We start from the raw sequence: 17,978 nt of genomic DNA on the forward strand, positions 1-17,978 counted from the left end.
TAAATTTTGTTTATTGTCGAGATTGCGTTTGTGAGCGTTCGTTTGCTTCAACGAAAACGGCCGTTGTCTTCGCCTCAACTTCTTCCAATGTCGCACCTGGCATCAGCTCCAGCAACGTCAGCTTACCATCTTCAAAGCCAAACACCGCCAAATCAGTAATTATCATGTCCACCGCGCCGAGTGCGGTGAGCGGTAGGGTGCATTCCGGCACGATTTTGGCTGCGCCGTCCCGGCTGGCGTGGGTCATGGTGATGATCAGTTTCTTCGCGCCAGAGGCCAAATCCATCGCGCCGCCGACGCCGAGCAGCGGCTTGCCCGGTACGGCCCAGTTGGCCAGGTTACCGGCCTCATCCACCTGCAGGCCGCCCATGATGGCCACGTCCACATGCCCGCCCCGAATCATGGCAAAGGAGTCGGCACTGTCGAAGTAGCTGCTACCCGGTAGGGCGGTTACCGGAATTTTGCCCGCGTTGACGGGGTAATCTAGTGCGCCGCCCGCCTCTGGGGCAGGACCAACGCCCAACATGCCGTTTTCGGTGTGCATAATAATGCCGTGTTCTGGCGTGATGAGATCGGCCACCAGCGTGGGAATGCCTACGCCCAAATTGACCACATCCCCCGGCTGTAGCTCTTGCAGAGCGCGGCGAGCCATGTTCATGCGCGTCTCGCTCACCTTTTTGGCCCCGCCGCTGATGGAGGCGGAGCTGCCCAAATCATCCAGCGTGGTGTGTGCCTGCACCAAAAAATCCACATAGCAGCCAGGAGTGTGAATTTCGTTGGGATCAAGCGCGCCGAGCGGCACAATTTCTTCTGCTTCTACGATAACAAGATTGGCGGCGGTGGCCATTGCCTTGTTGAAATTTTGTTCCGTCATGCGGTAAACGAGGTTACCTGCCTCGTCGGCGCGCCAGGCACGAACGAGAGCCACATCGCCATGCAGCGCAGGCTGAAAGACATTCTGCACGCCGTTGATATCCTTCGTTTCTTTGCCTTCCGCCAGAACGGTTCCGGCTGAAGTGGGGGTGTAAAAGCCGCCGATGCCGGCGCCAGCAGCCCGCATCGCTTCGGCCAGCGAGCCTTGAGGGATTAGCTCCACTTCAATCGTGCCAGATTGGGCGGCGGCTACGGCTTCTTTGTTGCTGGTGAAGAAGGAGCCAATTGCTTTTTTGATTTGTCCGTTTCGCAGCAGGCGTCCCCCGCCGAGGCCAGGTTCGCCGACGTTGTTGGCGACGTAGATGAGGTCGCAGATGTCAGTTTCAGCCAAAGCGTGCAGCAGGTGGACGGGATTGCCTGTCATGCCAAAGCCGCCAACGAAAATAGTATCGCCGTTTTTGATGTGGGAAACGGCCGTTTCTAGTGAGAGTTGTGGTTTTTTGTTCATGCCAGAATCTTATCACAATTTGGCTGCAGCTTGGGGATTTTTCACCATAAAATTGACTGAAAATGACGGGGCGCGTGGCTGGGGAAACGGCCGTTTTGTGATAACCTTGTAGCGAATTCAACGACCCAAAGAGGAAGCCCATGCGAAATTACTTACACATTCATTTAAATGACCAAACCGTGACCAGCCAGCCGATGGAAGGAGAGCAGTTGGTGACGGCCGGGCGGTATCTTATTGCCAAAACGCTGGTAGAAAGTGGTGTGGCTACCGTAGACCCACTGGGGTCAGATAATCCGCTCATTTTTTCGGCGGGGCCGTTTGCCGGAACCACCTTTTCCAACGCCAACCGGCTCAGCGTTGGCTGCAAAAGCCCGCTCACGGGTGGCATCAAGGAAGCCAATGCAGGCGGCACGTTGGCCTACGGCATGGGGCGCGTTGGCGTGGCGGGTTTCACGCTGCACGGCCAATCGGATGAGTGGGTGGTAATCCATTTTGACAAAGCAGGGAACTTGTCTTTTCATGATGGTTCGCCGTACCTGGGCAAGAATAATAGCGAAACCGCCGTTCTCCTCACAGAAAAATTTGGCAAAAAGATCAGCTTTGCCCTGTGTGGCCCGGTGGGCGAGTACCAGGGCTTGCTGGCGGGCATCACCATCAGTGATAGTGACGGGCGTGCCTCTCGGCTGGCGGCGCGCGGCGGCGTGGGCGCGGTGATGGGCAGCAAGAAGGTGAAGGCGATTGTGGTTGATCTGCACAAAATGCCCACTTTGCACGACCGCAAAAAGACGCTGGAATCGGTGCGTACTTACGCCAAATGGATTAACGAAGACCCGTCCATCCAAAATGGGTACAAGCCCATTGGCACGATGGGAATGGCGGATTACACCAATCATGTGGGGGGCATTCCGGTGAATAATTTCACGCTGGGTGCCCAGGTGGATGATTCTGAAGAGACGTTCAAGATGGGTGGCAGCTACATTACGGAGCTAAATAATTCACGCGGGGGGAACCATTCCCACGCCTGTATGCCGGGCTGCGCCATCCAGTGCAGCAATGTATACGTGGATGCGGATGGCAATGAGATTACGTCACCCGTGGAGTATGAGACATTGGCGCTGCTGGGGACGAACTGCGGCCTGCGCGACCCGGATCATTTGGCAGAGATGAACCAATATTGCAATGAGTTGGGTATTGACACCATTGAAACTGGGGCGATGATTGCGGTGCTGATGGATGCGGGGCTGGCCGAGTTTGGCGATCTCGATTTCATGCGGAGGGTCTTTTTGGAACTGAAGGCTGGGTCTGAGAACGGCCGTCTTTGGGCGCAAGGCACGGCACGGGTGGGGGAACATTACGGTATCCACCGCGTCCCGACCATCAAAAAGCAGGCCATCTCGGCCTACGATCCGCGCGTGATTGAAGTGACGGGCATCTCGATGATGACCACAGCGCAGGGGGCAGATCACACGGCAGGCAACGTGCCAAAGGTGAATTCTCGTAGCAAAAATCTGGATGAATTGAAGCGGCTCAGTTTGGAGGCGCAAATTGGGTGTGCGGCCGTAGATTCGATTGGCCTGTGCATTTTTGGGCGGTCTGTTACCAATCCTAACGTAGAATTCTTGGCGAATGCGGTGAATGCGGCCGTTGGCACCGAGCTAGACCCCACATTCTTCCAAAAAATAGGACGAGCCACCCTGCAGCTGGAGCGCGAATTTAACTTGGCGGCGGGTTTTGTTGAGGAAGATGATAACTTGCCAGACTTTTTCTATGATGAAGCGTTGCCACCGTCCAACCAGGCGGCTCGCTTCCGTGCGTCAGACGTGCATCAAATTTATGACCAGTTGGATGCGGTGGGGGTGCAGGGGGTGCCGGAGGAATACGGCCGTGCTAATGGTTAATGTTCGTTCAGGGCTATTCAGTATTCGCAATTATAGGACGCAGACGAGCGCATATGACGCGGAAAGTTGCTTGCAATCTGCGCTCGTCCGCGTTTATCCGCGTCCCATTGTCTAGCAATGTGGAAACCCTAAATGCTCGTCTGTTTTCATGGCTGGCAAACTGCTTTGAGGTAAAATGGGCAGCGGTATGGAGATTGTCGAACAGTTCCGCTTAGAGGCTCAAAATACGCAATCTGCAATGGTGAAAGCTGAGGCAGATTGGGACCTTGACACCGATCTGGAACAGCTGACCAATGATGACCAGGAAGATTTGGCCAGGGTGCTTATTCACAACGATGACGTGACGCCGATGGATTTTGTTGTGGTCATTTTACAGCGCATTTTTCAGCTTTCCCCACTGGAAGCCGAGCATGTGATGATCACCGCCCACTTTAACGGGCTGGCACTAGTGGCTACGCTACCGCTGAGCGAAGCCAAAAAGCGGGTGGGGAAGGCGCATTTCGCCGCTCAATTGGAGGGGTACCCCCTCATGTTTTCCATTGAAGTACTTTAATAGGCTACACAGAACACAGAGATTTTAGAGTCGGAGGCAACATGAAGTTTAGTATGGCTGGTGCTGGCCCGGTGGGTCAGGAATTGATTAAGCGAGACATCAATGTGCTTTCACCCTCATACGCTCGTGAATATGCGCTGGTCGTAGAGAAGGCGGAAGGGTCGGAAGTTTGGGATGTAGACGGCCGTCGCTACATTGATTTTATGGCAGGGATTGCCGTGCAGAACGTGGGGCATCGCCATCCACGGGTTGTGGAAGCGGTAAAGGAGCAGATTGACAAATTTTGGCACGTTTGCCTAGCCGATTTTTATTACCCGCAGGCTATTGAGCTGGGTGAAAAATTGCAGCAGGTGGCTCCGATGGACGGTCGTACCCGCGTCTACTTTGGCAATTCTGGCACCGAAGCCGTGGAAGCAGCCATTAAGCTGGCGATGTACAAGACGGGTCGCACGCGCTTTATTGGCTTTTTTGGTGCATTTCATGGCCGAACGCTCGGTTCGCTTTCGTTCACAGCCAGCAAATCGGTGCAGCGAGCTAACTATTTGCCTGGGGTAAAGGTGTACCATCTGCCGTTCCCCAATGCGTACCGCCCCGTGCTGGTGCAGCAGGCAGATGAAAACTACGGCGACACCGTCATTGATTACCTGGAAGATTTGGTGTTTCGCACGACGCTATCGCCTGAGGATGTAGCGGCCGTTTTAGTAGAACCGATTCAGGGCGAGGGCGGCTACATTGTGCCTGCGCCCGGGTTCTTCAGCCGCCTGCGTGAAGTGTGCGACAGGCACGGCATTTTGTTGATTGTGGATGAAATTCAAAGTGGTGTGGGGCGCACCGGTAAATGGTGGGCCATTGAGCATGAAGACGTGCAGCCAGATATTGTCTGTTTTGCCAAAGGGGTGGGCAGTGGGATGCCAATTGGCGGCATCTTGGCACCAGAAGCGATTATGGATTGGAAACCGGGGTCGCACGGCAGCACCTTTGGCGGCAATCCGGTGGCGGCCATTTCTGCCCTTACCACGCTGCAAGTCATCGAAGAAGAGAATTTGTTGGCAAAGGCAAATGAGACGGGCCAGCATATCATGGATGCGCTGGTTGAGATGGCAGGACGGCACCCCAGCCTGGGGGATGTGCGAGGGCGCGGCCTGATGATTGGCATGGAGTTTGTGAAGGATCGAGAAAGTAAAGAGCGGGCAGTGAAGCTGCGTGATCATCTGATTCAGCACGCTTTTGAGAATGGCTTGCTGCTGATTCCCTGCGGCACGAACTCGATTCGCATTACGCCGCCGCTGAATATCCCACACAATTTGGTTGAAGAAGGCCTGCATATTTTTGAAGCGGCTCTGACGGATGCCGAGGCAAAGTATCTTTAAAGCATGTTTAGACTTTTGAAGTTTCAATCAGAGAGAAGCTGCGTTCGGAGATAAAAACTTCAAAAGTCTCTAGAAATCATTTATGAAAACAAAAATTGCACGATTAAAATCGTTGTTGCACGGCGGGGTAACATCTGCCCTGGCGACGCCCATATTAGCGGATGGGATGACGGTTAATACGGCCGTACTGCCCCAACTCATCCACTTTTTGCTAGATGCCGGGGTGCGTGGCCTCTTTGTGGGCGGCTCCACTGGGGAAGGTGTGCTTTTAAGCGAGACGGAACGAATGCGGCTGCATGAAACGGCCGTCTCAGTGGTAAACGGCCGTGTGCCAATCATCCTGCACACGGGAACCAACCAGCTTGAATCTACCCTGGCACTCTGCCGCCACGCTGAACAAATTGGAGCGGATGCTGTGGCCATGGTGACCCCATTTTTCTACAAAATGGATGACGATGGTCTGGCAGCTTACTATCGCCAAGTGGCGGCCAGCGTGCCCAACATGCCGCTCATGCTGTACGATATTCCTCAGTTGGCCGTCAACGGTATCTCGCCCGGATTATTGGCGCGTTTGGGTAGCGACATTCCGTCATTGCTGGGCATTAAATCCAGCCGACCCGATGCTCAAATTGTGCGACAATTGCTGGATGTGACGCTACCACATTTACTATTCTTGGTAGGCAATGAGGCGACGTCGCTCGGTTTGCTGGCGTTGGGAGCAGATGGCTTGATTAGTGGCTTGAGTACGGCCGTTCCCGAACCATTTATTGCCCTGACCCAAACATTTTTTAACGGTGAGATTGCCCAAGCGCAGCATCATCAACGCCAGATCAACCAACTGCTGGCACAGTTACCGGCTGGTGCGCGTATTGGAGCCATTAAGCAAATTCTTGCTGGGCGGGGTATCGAGATGGGCATAGCCGTTCCGCCACGCCCCATGCCCGCAGAGGATATTTGGTTGAAGATACGGCCGTTGCTGGAATTCGCCTAAGCCGATGAAAAAATTACTTCTCTTCGATATTGATGGCACGCTCATCCGCAGCAACGGGGCGGGGCGGCTGACGCTGGCCTACGCACTGGAAACGCTGTACGGAACGTGCGGCCCGCTAGACAGCTACAACATGAGCGGCAAGACAGACCCGCGCATCATCACCGATTTGTTAATGGCCGTGGGCATACCCGCCACAGAAATCAAACAAAAGCTACCGGCCATTTACGAACTCATGGCTGAACATGGTCAAAAAATCTTTTGGGAAAAAGAGATGACCCCTTGCCCTGGCATTCCAGCGCTATTGGCACAGCTAGCGGCCAGGGATGATTTGCTGCTTGGGTTGCTTACGGGCAATGCTCAGTTAACTGCACCCCTGAAACTTTCGGCGGCTGGCGTTGATCCACTCTTGTTTAAGGTTGGGGCTTATGGTTCTGATGCGCTGGACAGAAATGAGTTGCCAGCCATCGGCATGGCGCGGGCCAATCAGTTGACGGGGGGCAATTTCAATGGTAACAATACAATCATTATTGGCGACACCCCAGCGGATATTTTGTGTGCGCGGGCTGGTAGGGCAACGGCCGTTGCTGTTGCTAGCGGTTGGCATGCTGCTTCTACCCTAGCCGATTATCATCCAGACTACCTGTTTGACAATCTGGCAAATACTGAGCAGGTGCTAGCGACCGTTTTTGCATGATTTTGGAGGGATATTGGTGGAAAAAAAAGAAATTGCTGAGCTAAAGCTGCACGTTGCCAAGCCAACAATCTTCAAAATAGGTCTGTTGCACGAATGGGTCGTTTGGCAATTCCCCAAAAAACACCCCACGGCTACGGGGTTTTGTGGCGCAGTGCACCCGCCACTAGAAAAATACGGCTGGTTTCCTGCTATTGTTCAACCTGACAAAAACGAAGTCCACATTTACGGTCATATCCCAGAACCATTTGAATCCCCGGAGCAAGCTGCAGATTTTTTTGTCGCTACAAAGAACAGTGTTGCAAAAGCGGGAAATTAGTTTGAAATAAGTAGAGTCGTTTCTACTGCTCTTACCTAAATAACAGTGTTATCTGGAATAATTGCATTTTTGGGGATGATGATGATGCCATCTTTGGCTACCCAGTTAGGGCCTTCTCCATCTGGTCTGTCGGGGATATTTTGAATAACCACATTGCGCCCAATGCGCGCGTTTTTGTCAACAATTGCTCTGGAAATTGAGCTTCCTTCACCAATGCCCACATCGGGTATGCCTTTAGCTGCATTTTCCTGAATCATTGCTTCCGATTCATAATAATCGGCCCCCATGATAATGGTGGCTTCAATTTTGGTGTTTGCTTTAATAATGCTGCGAAGCCCAACAACGGCCGTGTTGATGTCTGATTTTGAAATACGACAACCATCAGTCAGCAACACATCATTCATACTTGCCCCGTTAATTTCTGAGGCGGGTAAAAAGCGGGCTCTTGTATAAATTGGCGTCTTGGCACTGTAAAAGTCGAATGGCGCGTCGGGACAAGCCATGTCTAAGTTAACCTGGTAAAAGCGCTGAATCGTTCCGATATCTTCCCAGTATCCTTCAAAAATGAATCCTTTTAGATGATGTGAAGCCATTGCCTGGGGCAGAATATCGCTACCAAAATCGTTGCCATCCCCTTCAAGAAGTTCAAATAACACATCCGTGTTGAAAACGTAAATACCCATCGAAGCCATAAACGGCCGTTCTGCACCGGGCCAGCTTGCCATTACGTCCAGTTCAGGATCTGTCTTGGGTTTTTCTTTGAACTCCACCACGTTTTTGTCAGCATCTAATTTTAAGATACCTAATCCCGGGGCGACGTCACGCGGAACTGGCTGCACTGCTACTGTTACATCTGCGCCGGTTTCTATATGTTGCTCGACAAACTTGCGGTAATCCATGCGATATAAATGGTCTCCGGCAAGGATAAGCGTATATTTGGTTCCAGCTTGCTTAATTTCAATGGATTGTTTGCGGACAGCATCGGCCGTACCCTGGTACCAATCAATGCTCGTTGGCTTTTGTTCTGCGGCTAGAATTTGTACCCAGCCTGGCGAAAAAACATCTCGATTGTAGGTGCGATGAATGTGTCTGTGAAGCGAAACGGAGTTAAATTGTGTCAGAATGGCGATTTTGGCTATGCCAGCGTGTAGGCAGCTACTCATAGGAATATCAATGAGGCGATATTTGCCCGCTAGTGGTACGGCCGGTTTGGCTCGTTCTTTTGTTAACGGATACAGGCGTGTCCCAGCACCACCACCCAAAATTAGCCCAAGCACATCTTGCATTTGCATGTGGATTTCCCCTTCAACTCGATAGACAACATTTGTAGGTACTTTGTTCAGGCTTCCCCATGCACAATTAAAACAGAGAATCTTCTTTTAGACCAATAACAAAATTTAATGAACAGATGCCTAATGCTACTGCGTTTTGCCTATTCTCTGCTATAATTTTGTTGCTGCTAAACATTTGTGCCGTTGATTGCAAATGATGGATATAAGCCTAGATGGTGTTGTCTTTGGTGCAACTTTTAGGCTTTGACAGAGTAGTATGTAGAAAGGAGATTTTTTATGGCTGGTTTAGGTTATGCTGAGCTTTTGATTATTCTAGTAATTGTGCTAATTATTTTTGGTGTTGGACGCATTAGTCGTCTTGGGTCTGAGTTGGGCAAAGGCATTAGTGCCTTCCGTGAAGGCGTCCGTGAAGGCAGCAACGAGGACGACGAGAAAGATACCTCAGATATTGAGGCATAATTTGGTGAGTTGATGTTTCATGGATAGCTTTTTTGGTATTGGCTTTCCAGAACTGGTTCTCATCTTGGTTGTAGCGGGTATCGTGATGGGGCCGGAACGAATCGGGCAAGCAGCCCGTTGGCTAGGCCGTACCACCGCCCAATTGCAAAAGATATCGCGAGGCTTTGTGCGCCAGCTTAACCATGAGCTGGACAATTCCGGGGACGGAGAAGCGATTCGAGAAACGATGCAAGAACTACAACAGCTTCGGAAGGAGCTGACGGATTTACGGGGCGAAGTAAACCAGACAACCTCTCAGGCAACGCAGGATGGTAAGCAGGCATTTGAGGAGATTAACAACAGTATCCAACCGCCAAATTTGAAGCCACCAACGCTGACACCACCTCCAGCGGTTGACCCCACTACCAATGGCAAGCCAGCAGCCTCTCCCGAGCAAAGTGGAATTGCGGCAGAGGAACCAGGGGAAACGGCCGTGCCACCCCGCCTGCCTTCGCTGCTAGATGTTCCCGACGACCCTGAATAATGGCCAAAGCAAATTCCCCTTTAACCTCAATTCTTGATGGAGAATTAGAATCTGAAGATTTGACGCTGCTAGGGCACCTGAACGAACTACGCATTCGGCTGACCTACGTCGCGGCTGCAATGCTGGTGACCACAGCACTTAGCTTTGCCTTTGCTGAGCCAGTGCTGCAATTTTTGCTGGGCCCTTATGCAGAAAGCATCAATGGCGTAGTAGAGTTGCAAACGCTGGAGCCAACTGAGGGCATTGAAACTTTTTTCAAAGTATCGTTGCTTGCCGGGACTATCTTCTCGATGCCTATGATTTTGTACCAGTTCTGGCAGTTTGTGGTGCCTGGCCTTACCAAAAGCGAAAAGCGGTACGTGTTTATCTTTTTGCCCAGTGCGTTGCTTCTGTTTTTGTTGGGGATTTTGTTTGCCTGGTTTGTTTTGATACCTGCGGCCGTATTCTTTTTGGCCAATTTCCTGGGAAGCATTTTCAAGACAGATTGGACACCGAGTGGCTACATTGGCTTTGTGTTGCGGATGCTGTTTTGGATTGGCCTTGCGTTTGAGATGCCTGTGATTGTCTATTTTATTGCCCGTGTGGGTGTGGTAACTGCCAAAGCGCTGCGCGAACAGTGGCGCTTTGCGGTTGTAGGCATTGCTGTTCTAGCTGCAATCATCACCCCCTCTATTGACCCTGTTACCATGCTTTTAACAATGGCTCCCCTCATAATTTTGTACATCCTCAGCATTGGTCTCGCGGTAGTTGGTCAACGTCAGTTTGAACGCTCTGTTGCCATCGAGTAATCCTCTTCCCTAACTCTTGCCCAAAGGGAGAGGGAGAAGTGGCACACACCTGAACTGTTACAAAATTGGATCGTGTACTTTGATGGTGATTCCGTTTTGCCTTTGGCTAAGAACATAAGCTGCAACCCCACCGCCAATAAAACCAAACAGATGTGTTTGCCAAGAAATGCCGCCCCCTTGTGGCAGAACACCCCAAATGATGCCGCTGTACAGCAGCAAAACAACCAGAGCAATGAAGATGGCGCGGCAGCTACGTTCAAAGTAGGCGGCCAGGAGCAAGAAGCCGAAGTAGCCAAAAATCAGGCCGCTGGCCCCTAGGTGGACTGACAGCTGGGGGCCAATGAGCCAGGCTCCCAACCCCCCAATTAACGTAACAATAAATGTAATCAGGAAGAAATCGCGCAGGCGGCGGGACAGCATGACGATGCTGCCCAAAATGAGGAGTGGCCCGGTATTGGCAATGAGATGGCGAAAGCCGCCATGAAGGAAGGGTGCCCACAAGACACCCCAGAGGCCATCCAGGGTGCGCGGGCGCACGCCAAATCCGTCTAGCGAGCCGCCAAATATGAGCTGATCAACGCCTTCGATGATCCAAAGCAGCAGTACGAAGCCACCAACGATGGAAAGAGGCGTTTTTAGCTGTTGCCACAAGTCGGTTTGGGTGTTGGTTGTTTGCATGGGATTCCTTCAAATGAATCGTTATACGGCCGTACCAAGATAATTTCTCCACCATACGGGATTTTGCAAGATTTGTTGCGAAGCTGGAGCTAGATGAGTTCGCTGCGGAGGACAACAATGGTTACCATGCCTATAGCCAGCAGCCCCAGGGCCGCCCAGATGAAGATACGACCGTATCCCACCTCGCTTTCTCCACTAGCAATATTCATATCAGAATCATTCACGGCCATCTCGCTATTTGCCAATGGGACGGCCGTTTCTATGACTGGGTTATTTTGGGCAGCAACGGCCGTTGTGGGCGGCGTGGCTGTTTGGGTGGGGCTTACGGCCGTCGGCGTGACCGATTGCGAAGTTGCCGTTGGTGACAAGGTGGGCAGCGGCGCTGGCGGTAGCTGCCGCACTAAAAGCTGATCTCCCGGCTGTAAAATGGCGTTCTGATCAATATTGTTGAATGTTAATAACTCTTCCAGCGTTAAGCCATAGCTGATGGCAATTTCCCACAGCGTCTGCCCGCTGCGAACTGAATGGTGCAGGATAGGTGTTGGCGTAGGCGGCGGCATTTCATCCGGTGCCAAGCGTACCCGAATTTGCTCGCCCGGCTGCAAAACCGCATCCTCCGGCAAGCCATTTAGCCACAAAATATCCCCCAGCTTCACATTGTACTGCACGGCAACGGACCAAAGGGACTGCCCAGCTAGCACTGTGTGTATGGTAGGGGGCGTTGGGGTGGGCGGTGGTGCCTGCCCATCAGCCAGCCGAATTGTGATTTGGTCGCCTGGCTGCACGACAGCATCAGGCGGCAAGCTGTTCAACAGCAGCAAATCAGAGAGTGGCACGAGGTAATGGGCCGCCAGTGACCAAAGTGCCTGGCCTTCCTGGACGACGTGAACAATCGAGCCATCTTCACCTGGTTCTGCCAGGGTAATGGGGGTAATGAAGAGCGGCGCTGGGCTGGTGTCTGCGGCTAGTGGGGGTGGGGCATCGGAAGGTTGGCCAACAACCATCACGTAGAAATTCTCGCTGCCGTTGGTGGTAAAGCCGGTGCCTGCTTCCTGGTAGCGGCTGGTGATGAGGGTGCTGTAATGGACTGGGCTGTTAATCCACCAGTTGAGGCCGCGTACGGCCGTCATGCCTGTGCCGCCAACAATGTTTTCGCTGACGCGCCCCACGTACCCGGCGGCGGCGGCGCGGGTTTGTGGGGTGGAGCCGCCAAAACCAATGTGGCTGGTGAATACAGTATTGGCCGCCATGTAGTTTGCCTGGTCTTGTGCGGCGGCGGCTAGGGCACTGCTGTATTGAAAGGGAACTAGCCCATTATTGGTGCGAAACTGGTTGACTTGCTGAAAGATTGCGGAGGCAGATTGTGCATGTACGGCCGTTGCTTCCCCCACTAGCAAGAAAAGGCAAAATAAAATGCCAACGATTGTTTTTTTAACCATGCCAGAACTATATCAACCAGAACGGCCGTTATCAAACCTAGCCAAAGCGTAGGCAACTAAGTTAACCGAACCCTAACGCTGCCGAGCAACCATCCATTGTCGAGTGAGGTGCAGATCAAAAAAGCCTCTGGCTGGCCAGCCAGAGGCTTTTTTTGTGAATGTATTAGCCTAGCCCTCGTACATTGCCTCAATCTCGTCAGAGAAATTTTCGTTGATGATACGCCGTTTGATTTTCATTGTGGGGGTCAACTCACCGTCCTCAATGGTAAAGTCACGGGGCAGCACACGGAAATTCCGCACATGCTCTACCCGGGCAAACAGCTTGTTTACCTTTTCATCAATCTCTTTTTGCAGATGATCAATCAATTTAGGATGCTCATGCAGCGTTTGCCCTTCCAGGTTATTTGCTTGGGCAAAGGTCGTCGCCGCTTCTGGATCCAGAGTTAGCAACGCCGTTAAGAAGCGGCGTCGTTCACCAATGACCACTGCCTGCGACACTAAATCTAGATTCTTCAGCGCTGCTTCGATATTCTTGGGCGCAATGTTCTTGCCACCAGAGGTGATGATGATCTCTTTCTTACGGCCGATTATTTTCAAGAAGCCATCGCCATCAAACTCACCCAGGTCGCCTGAATGTAGCCAACCATCAACCAGATCAGAAGCCGTGGCTGCTTCATTTTTGTAGTAGCCCAAAAATACATTTGGCCCTTTTGTCAAAATTTCGCCGTCTGATCCCAATTTTACTTCTGAGCCAGGCCACGCTTGGCCAACGGTTCCCACTTTAATGGCGCCGGGCCGATTGGTTGTCGTGGGGCCGCTTCCTTCAGATTGACCATACAGTTCCATAATCGGCAAATCGAGGCTACCCAGATAGTCCAGAATTTCTGGGGCAATGGGGGCGGCAGCGGTGATGAGAACGCGTGCTTCTGTTAGGCCAAGACCTTCTTTGACTTTGGCAAAGACCAGTTTGCTTGCCAGATTATGCTGCAAAGCCAGCAAGCCACCTGCCTCTTGCCCCCGGTTACGCAAGTTGGTTACTTTGTGGCCAACGCCTTGCGCCCACTCAGCAATTTTGGCGCGGGCACCGGTTGCTTGGGAGAGCGTTGCCGCTACCCCGGCTTGGAACCGCTCAAAAATGCGGGGCACGCCAAAAAAGACGGTTGGCTTGATCTCTTTTAGATTGTCATTGAGATGGTCTTGGGGATGATACTGGGCAAAATACACTTGGTATGCGGCCGTAATTGCGGCATGAATGGAAAACATCTGTTCCGCAATATGCGACAGTGGCAGGTAAGAGATAGTTCGGTCTGACGGTGTTAAATTGATTAGCCGTTGGGCATTTTTTGAGGTGGCGGCTAAATTTTCATGGGAAAGCATCACACCTTTGGGCGGGCCGGTGGTTCCTGAGGTGTAGATAAGCGTAGCGAGTTGCTCCAGCTCGAGTGCTTCCATGCGGGCATCAATGACGCTCTCTTCAACTTCATCGCCCTTAGCCATAAAGCCTTCCCAAGTGTGGGTCATGGCATCATCAACCTCGGTGCCGCGCATAAGAACAATGTGCTTCAAGCAGGCGATATCATCTCGTACCGAGGCGATTTTGTCCCATTGCCCTTGATTTTCCACTAAAATCACGCTGGATTCTGAATTTTCAACAATGTATTTACACTCTTCTGGAGAGTTGGTGGTGTAAATACCGGCAGGAGCCCCGCCGATCATCATCGAGGCCAAATCAAAAACAACCCATTCCGGGCGGTTAAACCCAAGAATCGTGACGTTTTGACCTGATTCTACACCCAGGGCAACCAGGGCACGCGCGGCTTGGCGCACTTGGTTGGTGTACTCTTTCCAGGAAGTTGGTACCCAGGCGTTGCCTATTTTTTCGTAGTAGGCGGGTGCGTTGGGGCGTTTACGGCCGTTTTCATGCAGCCTGTGGAGAATGGTGTCCGTCATCAAATGCCTCCTCTTTTAAGACATTCACTGACCCGACTGTAACCCCACATACCATTACCAACAGATGTCTCTTGGTGAAATTATGAAATATTTGGGGGGCGGTCAGTTTATAAAGTTGCACAATAAATACCGGGGTAGACTCTCAATCCTTTGCTCAGGTTTTATCATAACTGGGCAGGTTCCGCAATGCTATTTGCCCAGGAGCTTGGCAAACCAAAATAAAAGACCCCAGCGACAGTCGTTGGGGTCAAAAATTTCCTACAGCCTTTGTAAAAGTTACCGAACCATCATGTACAAACTGAGGCCGATGTAATAAACAATATAAAGTAGAGAAACCCACAGCATCCAGGGCTGAAAGGCAGGGTATTGCAGCCAAACAATGAGGCACAATATGGCCCAAACAAACGTCAGCGATATGGTCATCTTTTGGAAACGTACCATGCGAGATGGGTACAAATATCTAATTGGTACAAACACCAGAATGGTCAGGGTCGTAATAACCCAGAAATTGACCCACGGATTGGCATTGAACATGAACAGGTAAAAGACGACCACATTCCAGTAAGAGGGGAACCCTTTGAAGGTGTGATCATCTGTTTTGGCATCTGCCTGGCAAAATTGGAAGGCGGACGCCAAAACGACCATGGCAATGCCAGCAATGGTGGCACTGGCAGGCAGCAAATTGGCCTCGTAAAGGAAAATGGCTGGTACGATGACGTAGGTTTGGTAATCAATGATGTTGTCCAGCAGAGCCCCATCAAAGCCCGGTAAGAGCCCTTTGACTTTGAAGCGACGCGCCAGAGTGCCGTCCAGGCTATCTACCAGGGCGGCGAGCCCTAGCCAGAAGAAGGCGGCTTGCCATTGGTGCTGCACGGTTGCCATTATTGCCAGCAACCCCCACAGCGCGCCCGTTGCGGTAAATAGGTGAACGCCCCATGCTAGCACTAACGGCCGTTCAACTTGTAGGTTGAGATTCATTCGTGACATGATTATTCCTGTAGTCTACTCAAGATAGATTGCTGAACTTTAAGGGATACTTGGGGGTAAGTCAATAACTTTCCTTTATGGGTTAAGACAAAAATTCTACGATGGTAGCTTCACCTTGCCCCACGCCCACACACAAAGTTGCCAGCCCATACCGCATCTGTTCTCCGGCTAGGAAACGGCGACGCATTTCGTGTAGCAAAGTGGTGAGGATGCGCGCGCCAGAGCAGCCCAGCGGATGGCCCAGCGCAATGGCACCCCCGTTGACATTGGTAATTTCTTGGCTCAGTCCCAACTCATTGAGTACGGCCAACGCTTGCACGGCAAATGCCTCGTTCAGCTCGGCCAAATCAATTTCGCTGAGTGAAATGTTGGCCCGCTGCAGTGCTTTGCGCGTGGCGTGAATAGGGCCAAGCCCCATCACGCGGGGATCGACGCCTGCCGCCCCAGAAGCTACCCAGCGTGCCATTGGTTTTAAGCCCAACGTTTTGGCTTTGCTGGCAGACATGAGCAGCACGGCACAGGCACCATCGTTCAGGCCGCTGGCGTTCCCAGCGGTGACGGTGCCGCCTTGACGAAAGGCAGGGCGTAGCTTGGCTAAAATTTCAAGGCTGGTGGCGAGCTTATAGCCATCTTCGGTTTTGGTGATGCGGGGATGCTCGTCGGTGTCTACCACAATGGGGTCACCTTTGCGTTGGGGAATGGTGACGGGGACAGTTTCGGCCTGGAAACGGCCGTTTACAATCGCCTCCCACGCCCGCCGCTGACTCTCGAAGGCAAAGGCATCCTGCGCCTCGCGGCTGATCTCCCCACCTTCAATTTGACCCGCGCAGCTCATCTCGAAGATGTTTTCGGCCGTTTGCCCCATTGCTTCTAGCGGGAATAGGGCTTCCATTTTGGGATTGGGATAGCGCCAGCCCAGCGTGGTGTCATAGCCAGTAATGTTGCCAGATGGCCCCCAGGCGCGGGAACTTTTGGGGAAGGAGTAAGGCGCACGGCTCATGCTCTCCACGCCGCCTGCAATAAAGATCTCCCCCTCGCCACATTTTATGGCGCGCGCCGCCTGGTTCACCGCGTTTAACCCGCTGGCGCAGAGCCGATTGAAGGTAACGGCCGCAACCGATTTCGGTAAGCCCGCCAACAGTGTGGCCATCCGCGCCACGTTACGATTATCCTCGCCAGCCTGATTGGCGCAGCCAAAATAGACTTCCTCAACCTCCTGCGGGTCAATGCCGGTTCGCTCAACCAATGTTTTAATGACCAACGCGCCCATGTCATCTGGGCGAACGGTCGCTAACGCCCCGGCGTGGCGGCCGATTGGGGTTCTTACTGCATCAATAATGACAACATCGTTCATTAAAATTTCTCCGTAAACTGTTTGACTTGTGCTAATTCGTTGCCAATTATATCCGACGAGCGGGTTTTCGTAAGTGGGGTCGTTGGTAAAACGGCCGTTTCCACCATAAAATTAGCGCATGAGTAATTGGGAACAAATTGTGGGGCATGGCTGGGCAGTACAAATGTTGGCCGATGGGTTAGCAAACGACCGGCTGGGCCATGCGTACCTTATCACCGGGCCGGAGCAGGTGGGCAAGACGACATTGGCGCGCACCTTTGCCCAAGCGTTGAACTGTGAGGCATCGGTTGGCGAACGGCCGTGTGGCCACTGCCGCCCCTGTAAACTCATCGGTGTAGACAGGCACCCCGACGTCAAGCTCGTCTCGCCAGAGGTGAGTGGGCGGGGCAAGCTGACGCTCAAAATTGAGACAATTCGCCAGTTGCAGCAAGATTTGAACCTGTCGGCGTATGAGGCGCGGTACAAGGTAGCGATTTTGGAGCGGTTTGATGCGGCCACCATCGGTGCGGCCAACGCTTTTTTGAAGACATTGGAAGAGCCGCCGGGTAAGGTTGTGCTGCTGCTCACCGCCACGGATGCCGATATGCTGCTGCCTACCATTTCATCCCGCTGCCGCACGCTGAATTTACGGCCGTTATCCCCCGATCTCATCGAGCAGCATTTGGCAACTCAATTGCAGGTACCTGCTGAAAAAGCGACGCTGCTGGCTCATTTGGCAGACGGCCGTTTAGGCTGGGCTATCCGGGCAGCCAAAGATGAAACCATTCTGCAAACCCGTGCCGAGCAGCTTGCCTATTTGCACGATGCCCTGGCCGGACAACGTGCCCAACGCTTTGCCCTGGCCGATAAGCTGGCACGCAAGCCCGAAACCTTGCCGAGTCTGCTGAAAACGTGGCTCAGTTGGTGGCGCGACCTCACCTTGCTCAATCAGCGGCAAGGCCAGCCCATTAGCCTGATGCTCACTAACGTGGATGAGATTGAGCGGTTGGAGCCTTTGGCCACTGCCTGGAACGAGCTGCAAATTACCGGTAGCCTCAACCAAACCAACCAGGCGCTCTGGCAGCTAGAGCGCAACGCTAATACGCGATTGGTTCTGGAAAATTTGTTGCTGCTCTATCCTCTGCCTGAATCTGCGTAATTCTTCCACAGCCTTGACCCTGTTTGGGAAAACGGCCGTATCTTGCAGGAATCTCTGGAAGTAAGACTGTTTTTTATTGCTTGCCTTTTGGTACTTGACAGAATAGTTCGGCATAGTATAATTCTGCTTGGTAATAGTGCGACCATGGCAGCATTGGCTCCACTTCG

Annotated in this window: 17 protein-coding genes; 10 read left to right on the forward strand and 7 right to left on the reverse strand. The window is 52.4% G+C overall.

The genetic code is table 11. From position 1 onward, the window contains the following. Window positions 1-10: 10 nt before the first annotated feature. Window positions 11-1,381: a 3-oxoacid CoA-transferase gene (locus ACOQPM_RS24280; RefSeq protein WP_420630978.1), complete on the reverse strand. Its 1,371-nt coding sequence runs from the start codon at window positions 1,379-1,381 to the stop codon at window positions 11-13. A gap of 140 nt (window positions 1,382-1,521) precedes the next feature. Between ACOQPM_RS24280 and ACOQPM_RS24285 the strand changes: the two genes are divergently transcribed. From ACOQPM_RS24285 to ACOQPM_RS24310, 6 genes are all read left to right on the forward strand, one after another. After that, complete coding sequence (locus tag ACOQPM_RS24285) at window positions 1,522-3,279, forward strand: aldehyde ferredoxin oxidoreductase C-terminal domain-containing protein (RefSeq protein ID WP_420630979.1); 1,758 nt, start codon at window positions 1,522-1,524, stop codon at window positions 3,277-3,279. Between the two features lie 187 nt (window positions 3,280-3,466). Then, the gene (locus tag ACOQPM_RS24290; RefSeq protein WP_420630980.1) at window positions 3,467-3,832 is read left to right on the forward strand and encodes an ATP-dependent Clp protease adaptor ClpS; all 366 of its coding nucleotides are present in this window, start codon (window positions 3,467-3,469) and stop codon (window positions 3,830-3,832) included. Between the two features lie 41 nt (window positions 3,833-3,873). Next, a complete protein-coding gene (locus ACOQPM_RS24295; protein ID WP_420630981.1) occupies window positions 3,874-5,202 on the forward strand; it encodes an acetyl ornithine aminotransferase family protein in 1,329 nt (442 codons plus the stop codon). 82 nt (window positions 5,203-5,284) lie between these two features. Next, window positions 5,285-6,193 (forward strand): dihydrodipicolinate synthase family protein, encoded by a 909-nt coding sequence (locus ACOQPM_RS24300; protein WP_420630982.1) that lies wholly within the window; start codon window positions 5,285-5,287, stop codon window positions 6,191-6,193. A 4-nt stretch (window positions 6,194-6,197) separates the two neighbouring features. Beyond that, entirely contained in the window at window positions 6,198-6,887 is a 690-nt protein-coding gene (locus tag ACOQPM_RS24305; protein WP_420630983.1) for an HAD hydrolase-like protein, read from the forward strand. A 16-nt stretch (window positions 6,888-6,903) separates the two neighbouring features. Next, window positions 6,904-7,203: a hypothetical protein gene (locus tag ACOQPM_RS24310; protein WP_420630984.1), complete on the forward strand. Its 300-nt coding sequence runs from the start codon at window positions 6,904-6,906 to the stop codon at window positions 7,201-7,203. Between the two features lie 35 nt (window positions 7,204-7,238). On the opposite strand, the gene ACOQPM_RS24315 is transcribed toward ACOQPM_RS24310, so the two are convergent. Then, the gene (locus ACOQPM_RS24315; RefSeq protein ID WP_420630985.1) at window positions 7,239-8,495 is read right to left on the reverse strand and encodes a glucose-1-phosphate adenylyltransferase; all 1,257 of its coding nucleotides are present in this window, start codon (window positions 8,493-8,495) and stop codon (window positions 7,239-7,241) included. 276 nt (window positions 8,496-8,771) lie between these two features. Here ACOQPM_RS24315 and ACOQPM_RS24320 point away from each other — a divergent pair, with 276 nt between their 5' ends. The 3 genes from ACOQPM_RS24320 to tatC are packed head-to-tail and all read left to right on the forward strand — an operon-like array spanning window position 8,772 to window position 10,265. Beyond that, a complete protein-coding gene (locus ACOQPM_RS24320) occupies window positions 8,772-8,954 on the forward strand; it encodes a twin-arginine translocase TatA/TatE family subunit (RefSeq protein ID WP_420630986.1) in 183 nt (60 codons plus the stop codon). 19 nt (window positions 8,955-8,973) lie between these two features. Next, window positions 8,974-9,477: a twin-arginine translocase TatA/TatE family subunit gene (locus ACOQPM_RS24325; RefSeq protein WP_420630987.1), complete on the forward strand. Its 504-nt coding sequence runs from the start codon at window positions 8,974-8,976 to the stop codon at window positions 9,475-9,477. Further along, window positions 9,477-10,265, forward strand: coding sequence for a twin-arginine translocase subunit TatC (tatC, locus tag ACOQPM_RS24330; protein ID WP_420630988.1), 789 nt, complete (start codon window positions 9,477-9,479; stop codon window positions 10,263-10,265). The genes ACOQPM_RS24325 and tatC overlap by 1 nt, the downstream gene beginning before the upstream one ends. A 57-nt stretch (window positions 10,266-10,322) precedes the next feature. Here tatC and ACOQPM_RS24335 read toward each other — a convergent pair whose 3' ends face one another. The 5 genes from ACOQPM_RS24335 to ACOQPM_RS24355 form a co-directional block, all read right to left on the reverse strand. Further along, window positions 10,323-10,943, reverse strand: coding sequence for a rhomboid family intramembrane serine protease (locus tag ACOQPM_RS24335; RefSeq protein WP_420630989.1), 621 nt, complete (start codon window positions 10,941-10,943; stop codon window positions 10,323-10,325). Window positions 10,944-11,032: 89 nt separating this feature from the next. After that, on the reverse strand, window positions 11,033-12,382 hold the full coding sequence (locus ACOQPM_RS24340) for a LysM peptidoglycan-binding domain-containing protein (RefSeq protein ID WP_420630990.1): 1,350 nt from the start codon (window positions 12,380-12,382) through the stop codon (window positions 11,033-11,035). A gap of 168 nt (window positions 12,383-12,550) precedes the next feature. Then, a complete protein-coding gene (locus tag ACOQPM_RS24345) occupies window positions 12,551-14,332 on the reverse strand; it encodes an AMP-dependent synthetase/ligase (protein WP_420630991.1) in 1,782 nt (593 codons plus the stop codon). A gap of 276 nt (window positions 14,333-14,608) precedes the next feature. Continuing rightward, on the reverse strand, window positions 14,609-15,319 hold the full coding sequence (locus ACOQPM_RS24350) for a CDP-alcohol phosphatidyltransferase family protein (protein ID WP_420630992.1): 711 nt from the start codon (window positions 15,317-15,319) through the stop codon (window positions 14,609-14,611). Between the two features lie 82 nt (window positions 15,320-15,401). Further along, window positions 15,402-16,673 (reverse strand): thiolase family protein, encoded by a 1,272-nt coding sequence (locus ACOQPM_RS24355; protein ID WP_420630993.1) that lies wholly within the window; start codon window positions 16,671-16,673, stop codon window positions 15,402-15,404. Window positions 16,674-16,791: 118 nt separating this feature from the next. On the opposite strand from ACOQPM_RS24355, the gene holB reads away from it, so the two are divergent. Beyond that, the gene (holB, locus tag ACOQPM_RS24360; protein ID WP_420630994.1) at window positions 16,792-17,811 is read left to right on the forward strand and encodes a DNA polymerase III subunit delta'; all 1,020 of its coding nucleotides are present in this window, start codon (window positions 16,792-16,794) and stop codon (window positions 17,809-17,811) included. Window positions 17,812-17,978 lie beyond the last annotated feature (167 nt).

It is taken from the genome of Candidatus Leptofilum sp. (assembly GCF_965223525.1).
Taxonomy (GTDB): domain Bacteria; phylum Chloroflexota; class Anaerolineae; order Promineifilales; family Promineifilaceae; genus Leptofilum.